Annotated in this window: 11 protein-coding genes; 1 reads left to right on the forward strand and 10 read right to left on the reverse strand. The window is 41.3% G+C overall.

Features of this window, described 5'->3' with window-relative positions:
* Positions 1–128: 128 nt before the first annotated feature.
* The 3 genes from LMU01S_RS05950 to LMU01S_RS05960 form a co-directional block, all read right to left on the reverse strand.
* The gene (locus tag LMU01S_RS05950) at positions 129–1,478 is read right to left on the reverse strand and encodes an NCS2 family permease (protein ID WP_056958832.1); all 1,350 of its coding nucleotides are present in this window, start codon (positions 1,476–1,478) and stop codon (positions 129–131) included.
* A 669-nt stretch (positions 1,479–2,147) separates the two neighbouring features.
* Positions 2,148–3,071 (reverse strand): cysteine synthase A, encoded by a 924-nt coding sequence (cysK, locus tag LMU01S_RS05955; protein WP_056958830.1) that lies wholly within the window; start codon positions 3,069–3,071, stop codon positions 2,148–2,150.
* A gap of 13 nt (positions 3,072–3,084) precedes the next feature.
* Positions 3,085–3,912, reverse strand: coding sequence for a homoserine O-acetyltransferase/O-succinyltransferase family protein (locus LMU01S_RS05960; RefSeq protein ID WP_056958828.1), 828 nt, complete (start codon positions 3,910–3,912; stop codon positions 3,085–3,087).
* Between the two features lie 162 nt (positions 3,913–4,074).
* Between LMU01S_RS05960 and pepF the strand changes: the two genes are divergently transcribed.
* Positions 4,075–5,880: an oligoendopeptidase F gene (gene pepF, locus LMU01S_RS05965; RefSeq protein WP_056958826.1), complete on the forward strand. Its 1,806-nt coding sequence runs from the start codon at positions 4,075–4,077 to the stop codon at positions 5,878–5,880.
* Positions 5,881–5,997: 117 nt separating this feature from the next.
* On the opposite strand, the gene LMU01S_RS05970 is transcribed toward pepF, so the two are convergent.
* From LMU01S_RS05970 to LMU01S_RS05995, 7 genes are all read right to left on the reverse strand, one after another.
* Positions 5,998–6,645: a hypothetical protein gene (locus LMU01S_RS05970; protein WP_056958824.1), complete on the reverse strand. Its 648-nt coding sequence runs from the start codon at positions 6,643–6,645 to the stop codon at positions 5,998–6,000.
* Positions 6,646–6,747: 102 nt separating this feature from the next.
* Complete coding sequence (hemH, locus tag LMU01S_RS05975) at positions 6,748–7,698, reverse strand: ferrochelatase (RefSeq protein ID WP_056958822.1); 951 nt, start codon at positions 7,696–7,698, stop codon at positions 6,748–6,750.
* 80 nt (positions 7,699–7,778) lie between these two features.
* Positions 7,779–8,057 (reverse strand): hypothetical protein, encoded by a 279-nt coding sequence (locus LMU01S_RS05980; protein ID WP_056958821.1) that lies wholly within the window; start codon positions 8,055–8,057, stop codon positions 7,779–7,781.
* Between the two features lie 551 nt (positions 8,058–8,608).
* Complete coding sequence (locus LMU01S_RS10755) at positions 8,609–8,740, reverse strand: hypothetical protein (RefSeq protein ID WP_263850213.1); 132 nt, start codon at positions 8,738–8,740, stop codon at positions 8,609–8,611.
* A 207-nt stretch (positions 8,741–8,947) separates the two neighbouring features.
* Complete coding sequence (locus LMU01S_RS05985) at positions 8,948–9,661, reverse strand: aspartate/glutamate racemase family protein (protein WP_056958819.1); 714 nt, start codon at positions 9,659–9,661, stop codon at positions 8,948–8,950.
* A gap of 6 nt (positions 9,662–9,667) precedes the next feature.
* A complete protein-coding gene (locus LMU01S_RS05990; RefSeq protein WP_056958817.1) occupies positions 9,668–10,924 on the reverse strand; it encodes a carboxylate--amine ligase in 1,257 nt (418 codons plus the stop codon).
* The gene (locus LMU01S_RS05995) at positions 10,924–12,471 is read right to left on the reverse strand and encodes a UDP-N-acetylmuramoyl-L-alanyl-D-glutamate--2,6-diaminopimelate ligase (RefSeq protein WP_056958815.1); all 1,548 of its coding nucleotides are present in this window, start codon (positions 12,469–12,471) and stop codon (positions 10,924–10,926) included. The genes LMU01S_RS05990 and LMU01S_RS05995 overlap by 1 nt, the downstream gene beginning before the upstream one ends.
* Positions 12,472–13,190: the final 719 nt, after the last annotated feature.

Here is a 13,190-nt window from a genome sequence, read left to right on the forward strand (position 1 = left end):
GTTTTTTAGTCGTGCTGCGAAAAGCTATGCCTAGCAGATAACACTGCCCTGCCCATGATGCCAAAAACGCATCCTGGGCAAGTCACCGTTATCCGTACGGCATAGCCCGCTTTTCTTCGCACTGTGGTTTAATTATGTGGCAAGATATTTAGTACATATAACATCGCGATAAAGATAAAGAATAAGACGATGACCACTGGATTTAGTTCTTTGCGACGACCTGCTGCGATCATTGTGATCGGATAAACTAAGAAGCCAAATGCGATCCCGTATGAGATGTTAGATGTTAACGGCATGGCGATGATCGTTAAGAACGCTGGTAAGGCGATCTCGAATTTTTCCCAGTTGATAAAGCGCATCGATTGTGCCATCAAAGACCCAACAATGATCAAGGCTGGTGCTGTAACTTCAGTCGTCACCACACTCAATAATGGTGAGAAGAATAAACTTAGACCAAACATCCCCGCGATCACTAATGAAGTAAAGCCAGTCCGACCTCCAACTGCGATCCCAGCAGAAGATTCAACATAAGCTGCTGTTGGAGTCGTCCCCATCACAGAACCAGCTAACATTGAAAATGAGTCAGCCATCAAAGCCCGACCGATCCGAGGCATCTTATCATTTTTCATCAAGCCAGCTTGTTGGGCTAACCCAACTAAAGTACCCGCTGTATCAAAGAAAGTCACCAGTAATAAAACGATGATCACAGCTAGCATTTGTGGCGTATTGATATTACCTAAGTTTGCCAGACCGACCCCAAAAGTTGGAGCCAAGCTTGGGATCGAAGAAACGATCTTATCTGGCATTGGGATCAAGCCCGTTACTAGACCTAAAAGTGTCGTTGCCAAGATCCCGATAAAGATCGAACCTGGGACGCGCCGTGCCATCAATAAGGCTGTAACAAAGAAACCAAAGATCGTTAACCAAGTAGTTGGGACCGTCAATGATCCCAATTCGACTAACGAAGATTTGCTGGCAACGACGATCCCGCCACCCTTTAAACCAACAAAAGCGATAAAGATCCCGATCCCTGCTGCCATTGCGAGCTTGAGATCATGTGGGATCGCATCGATCACGATCTCGCGGATCTTGAATAATGAAAGTAACATAAAGATAACGGAAGCCACCACGACCCCTGCCATTGCAGTCTGCCACGGGATCCCCATCGTCAAAACGACGGAATAGGTGAAAAACGCATTATCCCCTAAACCAGGAGCGATCCCGATCGGATAATTAGCTAAAAATGCCATCAAGGTACAACCAATGATCGCAGATAGGGCGGTCGCTGTGAAGACAGCCCCTTTATCCATCCCTGCTTCACCTAAGATATTAGCATTGACGAACAAAATGTAGGCCATCGATACGAACGTAGTCAAGCCAGCAACGGTTTCTCGTTTAGTATTAGTTTTTAATTCTTTAAAATGGAAAGTTCTTTCGAGCCAGCCTGCTTTGGTGGCTGTTGTTTGACCATTATCCAATTTCTTTCACCTCTGAATTTATTTTACTTTGATAAGTATTACACGTATGATTATAAAAATCAACCCCTAAATAGTTCGTGTTTTTATTAAATTGTATCGATTTTAAGGTAAAAAAACTCTTACTTCAGATAAATAGCGCTATTATTAATAATTTCATCAGGCGTTAGTACATTTATCTCAAGGTAAAATTCTAATCGCACGCCTCAGGTGATCTGATATTTACTTTTTGATAAAATTTTGGATACAAGTATATCACCGCTTGTCCTACATCTAATTTGTTCAATATTTCAAATGGAACTTCAAGGTTCAAATATTCTAACTCATCCAAAGTACTTGTCCTATGTATAACAAAATTTGAAATTTGCGATAATAATTTTGGTGAAATATCCAAAGGTGATTGAGTGGCCAAAACCAAGCTAACATCCAAAAAACTAGCTTTACCTAAGCACTATGAAATATCTGTAATCTCAAATGGAAAATACCCACTTACCGCACTCATCCAAAAACTAAAGTAGTCTAAAATTTACTAGACTAAAAAAACATACCTGATCAAATCTCCTAAAAATACAATTTGATCAGGTATGTTCTATATAATATTAATGCAAGTACTTGCTCAACCACATAAAAATACTCACACTAGATTTTTTCTATAAATATATCTTCCAACGCTCAGCCTTCAAATAATTCAGTTGAAAGGTAACGTTCGCCGTTATCTGGGGCAACGGTCAAGACACGCTTACCAGCCCCCAATTTTTTAGCTACTTCGATTGCGCCATAAATATTAGCCCCAGCTGAGATCCCTGGTAAGAAACCTTCTTTTTTCCCAACTTCGCGTGCCATTTCAAGCGCTTTTTTACTTGGAACTTCCAAAACATCATCGTAAAGTTTGGTATCCAAGATCGAAGGCACAAAGCCAGCTGAAATACCTTGGATCTTGTGCTTGCCCTTCTTGCCTTCTTTTAAGACTGGAGATTCACTTGGTTCAAGGGCATATACTTGAATGTCAGCCTTCTTAGCCCGCAAAGTACGACCCACGCCAGTCAAAGTTCCACCTGTACCGACCCCAGCAACAAAAGCATCTGGTAATTTAGCTCCAAAAGCCTGTAAGATCTCTTGACCAGTCGTTTGTTCGTGGATCAAAGCATTGGCAGGATTATCAAATTGCATCGGTAAGAAATAACCGTTCTTCTCAGCCAGTTCCTTAGCGAGTTTGATCGCGCCTCCCATGCCTTCTTCACCTGGGGTCAAGATCAATTCAGCGCCGTAGCCTTGCATCAACTTACGCCGTTCGATACTCATCGTTTCTGGCATCGTGATCAATAAACGATAGCCTTTAGCCGCCGCAACTGCCGCTAATCCGATACCGGTATTACCTGAAGTTGGTTCGATGATCGTGCCACCTTTAGTCAGCTTTCCGGCTTCTTCAGCCGCTTGGATCATCGCCAAGGCTACCCGGTCTTTGACTGAACCAGCTGGATTGAAAAATTCAAGCTTAACATAAACATCAGCTGCGTTTGCAGGAACAACATTGTTCAACTTGACGATCGGTGTGTTACCAATAGTATCTAAAATCGAATCATAAACTTTACTCATATCAAGACCCCCGTTAATTTTTGATAAGTTCTTTAGCTTGGCATGTCTTAGCTACTTGGTGTAACCAGTTAGCAAAGAATTGCTTTTGTAATGTTTCCCATAAAAACTGTGGTCGTCCATCAACATAGTAATTTTGAGGACGAGCCAGCGAATCTTTGGCACTTGGATCAGCAGCTAATTCGCGTGCATATTCTTTTTGTAAAGCATCTCTGCCATACTCCAAATGCGAAAATAAAAATGTCTGATGCCTTGTCGGTGCTTCAAGTAAGAAAGCTTCTCCAGTCTGTGAGATAGCAGTGATCTCTAACTCAGGCACTTGTTTTGCCTGGGTAAGATCAATATCAGCATACCGCGCATGTGGCGCTAAAAAGCCCGGCGTGACTTGAGTCAATAAATTGGAATCACGTAAAACTTCTTGCGGATAGATCCCAAATAATTTTTGAGGCAATAAACGCTTATCCACACCGTAAAAATAATTGACTGCAGCCATGGCGCCCCAACAGACGTACAACTGCTCGAGCTTATTTTGAGCTAAACAATTAAAGAGCTCCTGCAATTCATTGATGTATGTGATCTCTGCAAAAGCTAGTTTTTCGATCGGAGCACCAGTCACGATAAAAGCATCGAGTTTTTCAACTTCAGCTAACTCAAGTGGGCGCGCGATCTGTGCGACTTGAGCTGGAACTGGCCGATCTTGGTAATGATCTTTAGGATAAAAAAAGGTCAACTCAACTGGCTGAGCCGAATTCTTCAAGACCCGTTCAAACCGTCTTTTGGTGTCTAATTTATCGTGCATCAAGTTCAACACACCGATCTTTAAGACATTTTCAGGCGTACGCATGACTATACCCTTCCTTTCTGGATAATTACAGCCAAGTGATTTACTTGTATTCTGTAAGTTAAATTATACACTAGCCCTCTACAAAAGACAATTATGCTACTATAAGATACATATTTTATGCTATAATTTTGCAAAACCATTTATTTTAAGGGGGCTTTGCCAATGGCATTACCAAATCGAAAAGACGTCGCTTCAGAACTCACGTGGGATCTGACCCCACTTTATCCAAACGATGAAGCTTGGGCTAAAGATCTAACAGTTTTAAAACAACTCGTAACAGATCTTGCGGCTGATTTTGATGGTCACTTGACGACTACCGCTCAGATCTTGGCTGGTTTAACAGCGCTTGAAAAGGTCGAACAAAAAGCATCTTTGATCGAGCATTATGCTTTCTTACATCAAGCAAGCGATATGACTGATCCACATTATGATCATTTATTGAAACAAGCCGAACAAACTTTAGCCTTTAAGAACGCTAAACTAGCCTTTTTTGATATCCAAGTCAGCCAAAACTCGACTGCGATCTTAGATGAGGTAGCTACTAAAGAACCACGCTTTGCCTCAGTTATTCGGCATTTGAAAGCTAAACAAAAGTATCTCCTTGAGCCTAAGACCGAAGCGGCGCTTGCCCTATTAGGTCCAACGCTAAATGCTCCTGAAAAGATCTACACGACGACCCGAGCTGCTGATATGGACTTTGAAGATTTTGTGGTCGATAAAACAACATACCCGATGTCATTTGTCTTGTATGAAAATACCTACCAATACCACCCTAATTATAAAGTACGCCAAAAAGCCTTCGAATCATTCTCTAAAACGCTAAAAAAATATCAAGATACAGTGGCAGCTACTTACTACACCCAAGTTGCTAAAGAAAAAACCTTGGCGACCTTGCGCGGATTTGATTCGGTCTTTGACTACCTGTTAGCTGACCAAGAAGTTACTCATGAAATGTTTGACCGCCAGATCGACTTGATCTTAGACAAACTCGGACCAGTCATGCAAAAATATGCTAAACTCATCGGTAAAACACATGGCTTAAAGCAAATGAACTTTGCTGATCTACAGATCGATCTTGATCCTGAATTTGCACCTAAAGTCAGTTTAAACGAAGCACCAAATTACATTAAACAGGCGGTCTCACTTTTAGGTGACAATTATGCCAAAATGGTCATGCGCTCATTTGATGAACGCTGGGTCGATTTTGCTGTCAACGCTGGTAAAGAGACGGGGGGCTTTGAGACCGATCCATATGGTGTGCATCCTTATATTTTGATGTCTTGGACAGATGAGTTAGCAGACGTCTATACGCTTATCCATGAGCTCGGTCACGCCGGTCAAGCACTACTCACCTCCCAAAATAACTCTATCTTAGGTAGCGATCCTTCGATGTATCTGATCGAAGCACCGTCGACCTTTAATGAATTATTGCTGACGCATTCCTTGGAACAAAGTACGACTGACCCACGAATGCAACGCTTTGCTTACACTAAGATGTTGACCAATACGTTCTATCATAATTTTGTGACTCACTTACTTGAAGCAGCTTTCCAACGTGAAGTCTATCAGATCATTGATGCCGGTGGTTCATTTGATGGGGCTAAGCTCTGCGAACTCAAACAAAAAGTTCTCAAGCGCTTCTGGGGCGATGCAGTCGTGATTGATGAGCGTGCTGCTCTAACTTGGATGCGTCAATCACATTACTATATGGGCTTGTACTCATATACTTACTCAGCTGGCTTGACGATCGCAACTCAAGCTTATTTGAAATTAGTGGCTGATCCAAAGCCACAAGTTGCCGCTTGGCTTGAATTCTTAAAACTCGGTGACCAAAAGACCCCTGTCGACGCCGCCAAAGTTGCTGGGGTAGACATTTCAACTGCTGCTCCTCTTGAAAATACGATCGCCTTTTTAGATGAGACCGTCGAAAAGATCAAAGCTTTGACAAACCAACTGGAAAACAACTAAAGTTTCATGTGAAACAATACGGTCAATAGCTAGCGATCTTCTTTAATTGTAAAAAGTTAAAAAAGCAACAGATCTTCAACGACAAGCAGGTTGTCTGGCAAAGATCTGTTGCTTTTTTTAGGCGTTTGACATGCTAAAAGCACTCATCGTTGCATAATCGGCTTGAGTGATCCCCGAGATCGTCATGAATGTTAATAATTTCCCCAGAAGCACTGTTAGATCATGATCTTCGAGCGGTGTCCCATCATCAGTGACCATTTCATAATAAGCGACATCTTTATAAGAAAAGATCCCCAAGTTAAAGAAATCAAAGCGCGTTAAGGCAACTTTTTCTGGTGCTTGGAATTTATCTTCTAACAACAATTGCAATTCATTTTTTGCGCTCACAAAGATCGTTGGTTGCTTGAACAAAGCATTGATCCCCGTAAACAGTGGCCGCGCCGGCTTTTGGTCTGGTAAGGCTTCTAACTCTACTTTTAACTGCCACAATTTAGCTTTAAATAATTTGACCAGCTCTTCATTTGGAACTCCATTTGTAGCTGTAACATAAAGCCCGTCACTTAGCTTAGCCACAGGATACCTCATACACTGTGTCACTTCTCTTTTTCCGGTCCAAAGACGCTTGTCCCGAAAGAGATTGCCGTACTCTGGATAACGCGTCTGTGCCTGGCGCAAAGTCTGGCCTAGATTACCGATCAAATTAACGGCCATCCCATTGATGTTTTGGTCCGTCAAAAAAGTTACAACAAAATCTTTAACTTTCATAAAACCATCCCTTCTATTTTTCCATTTCGATCATAGCACATTTTAAAGGCAAACGAAATATATTTTTAGGATGACCTAAAATGGTTAAAAAATAAATAGAACTCACTTCGAGTCCGATTTACTCAGATCCTTTAAAAATGCGACAAATTCAGGATCATCATTTAAACAAGGAACAACGTCATAGACCTCTCCCCCAGCTTGTTCAAAATAGGTCCGATTTTCGAGTTCTAGTTCGTATAACGTCTCCAAACAATCCGCCACAAACGACGGTGAGATCACCAATAGTTTTTTGCATCCCTGCTTTGGTAAATGCTTGATCGTTTCATCAGTCGCTGGCTCAAGCCATTTAGCTGGACCAAATTTAGATTGGTATGTATGTAAGATCTCGATATCTGGCAACATTGCTTGAAGCTTAGCAGTCGTTTCTTCACACTGTGCTTGGTAAGGATCGCCTTTTTTTACATAACTTTCTGGGATCCCATGATATGAGATGATCAACTTATCATATACTTTTTTACTCCAATACTCCTTGATCTTATCTGCGAGCAGCTTCAAGTACGCCTCACTTTCATAAAAAGAGGTCACAAACTTGATGTTCGGCACATAAGTCCGCTTATGATAAAACCGCATCACATCGTCACTGACTGAACCTACTGTTGTCGTCGAATATTGCGGATAGAGCGCAATAATACATAGCTCAGTTACTTTTTGAGCTTCAAATTCCGCTAAAACCTGCGAAATATCTGGCTCGCTATAGCTAAATGCATACTTTACCACCGTATCTGGTACTAAAGCCTGCAATAATTCAGCCTGTCGCTTAGTATAATATGCCAAGGGCGAGCCGTATTCAGCTGACCAGATCTTTTTATACATCTGTGCTGAAAATTTAGGACGCCGAGGTAAGATCATCAACTCCAAGACTGGCTTCCAGATCACATCTGGGGTCGCGATCACCCGTTTATCACCTAAAAAGCGACGCAAGTAGGGGCGCAAATGTTTAGCTGTCGGACTTTTTGGAGTTCCAAGATTTATTAGCAAGATTCCTTTTTTCATCTATTATCCTCTATCCTTACGATCAGTATACTAAGATAGTACTACACTTGCGCTAAATTGAAAAATTTAGGCACTCTAACCTACTCTAAGCCCTCTAAATGTTTCTGATATAAGACATCCGCGATCGACTGGGGTAAGATCCGCTGTTCGACTAGAAGATCCAAATACGACTTAAAATCACTATCCCCAGGTGTTTTTTGAGATAAAGCTAATTTTAGCTTTTGCATCCGCTTTTTGAGCACAAAATACGACATCCCCGTCTCAACTGACAACTTTGACAACTTAAAATCCGCTTGCGCTAACTGATGCAAAAAGATGACATCTTCTTGGTCGAGCGCCTCATACCATTTCTTGGACACTTTGATTTCCCCTTTTTTAAAATATATTGTAATCATAACGCCGAATATTACTAGTAGCAATACCTCAGTAATGGTTGTTATCAAAATTTAAAATAGCCGCTACCAAAACCACCAACACAACAGCGATGTCGGAAGAAAATAATTTTACCAAATTAGTAATATTTAAGTAAATTTAAATTTTTAACAAGTCTATTAAAAATTTTTTTGCGCCAAACACCGCCTAATTCACGTATTGCACATTCTGCCAAAAAATCAATAGTTTTTCACAAAATATAGTGATATATACTTAGTTACGTTGAGAGAACCTCAACTATCCATAATGAAAGAGGTGATGAATCGGTGCTGTTAGCTTTTAGTGGATGCGCCCACCTTAGCTTATAGCTCTCGATCTATTGACATCGTGGTAAGTAGTCTTAACATCCTGCTTAACTTTTTTAGACTGCCCCTATCCATGTATGTCATATAGTTTCATCGATCTCACTCTCTAACTAATAATTGCCAAAAAGTCGTTAAACAAGACTACCCCCTTGTTTAACGACTTTTTGATATGATCATTTTTTCAGTATTTTGACTAATTCACGTGCTTTACGGAAAGAAACTTTTAATTCTTTATCGCCAGTTACTTCGATCTTTAATTTTAACGTCAACAAAAGATTGCGGTAATCATGGCGAAAATCCGCCATCTCTTGATAGGCACTACTGATCTCACTTAGATAATTCTTGAATAACTTTTCTTATTTAGATCGTTGCTCTAACAGCATTTCATTTTTCAACTTGATGATCGTCACATAGTAACTATAGCCAGCTAAACTTTCTATTCCAACGGTGTTATCCGGCAGTTCTCACCCTCGTTATTTATATGGCGCTGAGCACCTCGACTCACGCTCTGATCATTTTTGCTTTTGTGTCTTATCAGCCCACTCGATCGTACGGTCGACCAAAGTAGATTGGCTATCTACGAGCGGTAAATCAGTGATCGGCTCGCGTTCTTGGGCAAGTGACAATTCAGTACAGCCTAAGATCACCACATCACAGCCCGTTTCTTTTATCATTTGGGCTACTAGATCATGGAATAATTTACCATCGACCACATCTTGTTCTTTGATATCATCGTAGATCAATTCGTCAGTCATCTTTTGTACAGCTGGACTTGGCTTGGCTAAGTCATAGCCGGCAGCTAAGATCTCTTTATCGTAGATCTGATCACGGATCGTGCCTTGAGTTGCGACTAAGCCGACTTTTTTAGCTTTTGGATAGCGCTTTTTGATCTCAGCGACTGTTTCTTTAGGCATGTGCAAGATCGGCACATCAACAGCTTTAGCAAGTTCATCATAAAAATAATGCGCCGTATTACATGGTAAAGTGAAAAAGTCTGGGCCAAGCGTCGCATATTGCTTAAAATCTTCGATCAATTCTGGTAAAGGGTTAGGCTTAGTATTATCCAAAATATACGCGGTTCGATCTGGTACCGTCGCATGGTTGACCAAGGTATAGTTGTAATAATCTTGGTCTTTATGCGCTTTAGTGCGTAAATTCAACTGGTGGATATAGCTTTCGGTCGCCATCGTTCCCATACCACCGATAATTGTAAAAAAGTTTTTCATCGTATCTTATCCTTTATTTTCTGCAAAATAACGGGCAAAATTCTTTACATAATTGTGGTTCATCCACTTGATCAATAACCACCGCTTAGGATTCATATCTTCAGAATATTCATATGTTGTTCCATAACGATTTTCTTTGATCAACTCTAAAGCACGTTTCTTTGCTTCATTTTCACGTGCGTATTTTTTGAAAGTTTTCACTGGAACCCCCAACCATAAAGCAGCATGGTCGTTATGTTCATTACAGTAAAGTGTTTTGGCATCCTTAAGCTCACCCGTCACGTAATCACGTACGACCCACTGTGCCAAGTTATAACCATTCAAGGTCACAAAGAAGCTACTGCGACCTTGACGCAAGTTGATCTCAAAGAGCTTGTATTTACCATCACGCACATCGTATTTCATATCAAAATTAGCATAACCAGTAAACTTGATCTCTTCTAAGAATTTTTGGATCGTATCATAGATCTCTTGGTTGTATTCTGGCATGATCGCTACATAGTTACCGATCGCAGACGGAGCTGGATCTTCTAGTAATGGATGACCTAAACACATCATCTTGACCTTGTGATCTTGATCAACATAGGCATTTAAGACCCGCATGTTACTATCATCACCTGGGATGAAATCTTGTAAGATAAAATCACCCGTATAGCCATTAGTGTAGGATAAGTCGACGATCCGTTCAAATTCTTCGCGCGATTGGATCCGAAAGGCCTTCTTACGTCCTTCGAATTTAACGTCTAACCAAGCAATACTATTAGCTGGTTTTAAAGCTACCGGATAGTCAAATGGTTGCTCGATCTTCTCACCGCTATCGTGCATTTCCTTGGTTATAATTTGCGTCTTAGGATAAGGAAGATCATATTTTTCACAGATCTTATAGAAGTTTTCCTTGTTGTTCAATTGATGCAACATATCAACATCAATATATGGGCAAACAAAGACATCCTCTAATTCCTTTTTATGACGAACGATGAGCTCTGCGTATCCATCGCCACAACCGATCAAGATGACTGGTTCTTCATGGTCCCGATAGCGTTCTTTGATCTTCAACATCTCTTCGATCCAGACTGGATCTTCAGCAAAACCATCGATCAATTCAAGATCCACGATCTTCGTAAAGCGCGTTGGAGCTAATTCTCGCTGTGCAAATGCTTTGACCGGTTTATGAAACATTTCATAAAATGAACGTGCCATACCGTACACATTAAAATCGCTCCCCAAAAGGATCGGGGTAAAATCTGCTGTTTCAATTGCCATTACTCTAATTCCTCCAAAATCTCTTGTGCCAATTCAACGTCGGTCGGATATAAGATCTCCTCACCTTTAACTTTTAGGTATTTATCCTCCCCACGGCCTGCTAAAACAACAACATCCGTCGCTGTGCTAGCTTCGATCGCCAAACGGGTCGCTTTTTTACGATCAAGTTCAAAAACAACTTCGACCCGCTCATGATCGATATGCGCATCGATCTCTTGGGCGATCTGCATTGGGTCTTCAAATCCAGGATCATCAGTCGTCAAATAAGCAACATCAGCTTCTTCGCTCAGGGCTTTACCAAAGCCCTCGCGCCGTGAGATCCCTTTATCACCGGTGCTTCCGACTACGACTCTGATCTTTCCAGCATGAGTCTGTTGCCGTAAAAATTTGAGCAACGCACTCAAACTTGCATAATTATGGGCATAATCAATGTAAACTGTCCCGTGAGCTTTCGAACTGAGCATTTCCATTCGGCCGGGAACTTTGACCAGTGGTAGAGCTTCTTTAGCGACTGCTTTACGAGCCCCAGCTAAAGCCGAAGCGATGATCGCACTAGCTGCATTTCCTTCATTGTAATCACCTGCTAAAGCGATCGCATAAGTATCGTCGATCGCCAAGGCCTGCGCTTTTTCAGTTTTAGCACTCAATTTAAATTCACTTTGTTTAAGATCTTCAAAGTCATTAGCGATCTCAAAATCAACTGGTACATCAAAACTCAGTTGCGCATCTTTTCGGGCATAAAGATAGATATTTTCGCTCCCCACACTCGCCTTAGCTGTTTGATAAACATCCAACAAATATGCTGTTTCAGCATTGATCACACAAGTCTTAGAGTTCAAAAGTAATTGTTCTTTACAGAACAGATAGTCTTCAAAAGTCGGATGTTCATTTTTACCGATATGATCGGGGGAAATATTTAAAAACAGCCCGATATCATATTTCAAGCCATAGACACGGCTCTTCTTATAAGCTTGAGAGGAGACTTCCATGACTAAATGATTCATCCCATTATTGATCGCTTGACGCATATCGTGGAAGAGGTCTAAGGACTCTGGTGTGGTCAAGTCAGATTTAAATCGTTGGTCTGGGTTTGGTCCTAAGATCCGGTCGATCGTAGAAAATAAAGCGGTCCGATCGCCGGTCGCCTGTTCTAAGATCCCGCGGGTAAAGTAAGCCGAGGTCGTTTTGCCCTTCGTTCCCGTATAAGCAATGATGAACAATTCATTTTGGGGATAATTGTAAAAAGCAGCCCCCAACAAGGCCATTGCTTTTTGAATATCGGAAACGATGATCGCGGTCATCCCATCGCCTTCTGGGTAATATTGTTCCGCCACATAACCTGTTGCCCCAGCTTTTTTGGCACTAGCTAAATACTCAGGTCTAAAATTACCCTTGCAGATAAATAGCGTTTGGGCTCTAGCTTTACGGGAATCGTATGTAATTTTGGTAAACATTTCTGCTTTAGGTGCGATCACAAGTGATTGCAACAATTGGTGTTCTTGTAATAATTTTTTTATCTCTGGTACAGCTAGCACGCCTGCCTGCATCTCCTCATACTCATTTTTATATCTTATTGATTATCTCACGTTTTCAAAAAAAAATACAATATATATGGAACTCAGTGCGCAAGACCGCGATCAGCTCCATAGAAATAACGGTAACTCACTTATGAGGCGGGCTTTGCCTCATGAGCGAGGTATTGTTATTTCCTAGGAGTTGCGGTCTGGTACACGACAATACTCAGTGCGCACAAATGCGCTTTGAGCCGTATGAATAAGGGCTACTCAACTTTGAGGCGCTTTTTGCCTCGAAGGTGAGTTGTCCTTATTCACTAGGCTCTGCATTGGGGAGCATGTCAACACTCAGTGCAGACAAAATCGGGTGAGGCGTTCGGATAGCCTAGAATAGACAAAGATGCGTTTTTGGCATCGTTGGCTATTCGTAGCTATCCGCTAGCCTCAGATTTTGGGAGCACGACAATAACTCAGTGCGGACAAATGCGCTTTGAGCCGTATGAATAAGGGCTACTCAACTTTGAGGCGTTTTTTGCCTCGAAGGTGAGTTGTCCTTATTCACTAGGCTCTGCATTTGGGAGCACGTCAATACTCAGTGCGGACAAAATTCCACCTGAGCGAAGCCACAGCACTACTATTTTAGTTTTATACATCCATCTAAAAAATTCATGCTAGTCTTCCAAGTGTTATTTTATCCTATCTTTAAGGTAAATTAAAGCTAAGTTTGTTGTTTACAAGTATAAAGGAGGAAA

The organism is Ligilactobacillus murinus DSM 20452 = NBRC 14221, from assembly GCF_001591685.1.
Taxonomy (GTDB): domain Bacteria; phylum Bacillota; class Bacilli; order Lactobacillales; family Lactobacillaceae; genus Ligilactobacillus; species Ligilactobacillus murinus.

Excerpts from the sequence above, each read along its gene's own strand:
- hemH (WP_056958822.1), bottom strand. The coding sequence starts at position 7,698 with ATGAAAAAAGGAATCTTGCTAATAAATCTTGGAACTCCAAAAAGTCCG.
- cysK (WP_056958830.1), bottom strand. The coding sequence starts at position 3,071 with ATGAGTAAAGTTTATGATTCGATTTTAGATACTATTGGTAACACACCG.
- LMU01S_RS05960 (WP_056958828.1), bottom strand. The coding sequence starts at position 3,912 with ATGCGTACGCCTGAAAATGTCTTAAAGATCGGTGTGTTGAACTTGATG.
- LMU01S_RS05995 (WP_056958815.1), bottom strand. The coding sequence starts at position 12,471 with ATGCAGGCAGGCGTGCTAGCTGTACCAGAGATAAAAAAATTATTACAA.
- LMU01S_RS05990 (WP_056958817.1), bottom strand. The coding sequence starts at position 10,924 with ATGGCAATTGAAACAGCAGATTTTACCCCGATCCTTTTGGGGAGCGAT.
- LMU01S_RS10755 (WP_263850213.1), bottom strand. The coding sequence starts at position 8,740 with ATGGCGGATTTTCGCCATGATTACCGCAATCTTTTGTTGACGTTAAAA.
- pepF (WP_056958826.1), top strand. The coding sequence starts at position 4,075 with ATGGCATTACCAAATCGAAAAGACGTCGCTTCAGAACTCACGTGGGAT.
- LMU01S_RS05985 (WP_056958819.1), bottom strand. The coding sequence starts at position 9,661 with ATGAAAAACTTTTTTACAATTATCGGTGGTATGGGAACGATGGCGACC.
- LMU01S_RS05970 (WP_056958824.1), bottom strand. The coding sequence starts at position 6,645 with ATGAAAGTTAAAGATTTTGTTGTAACTTTTTTGACGGACCAAAACATC.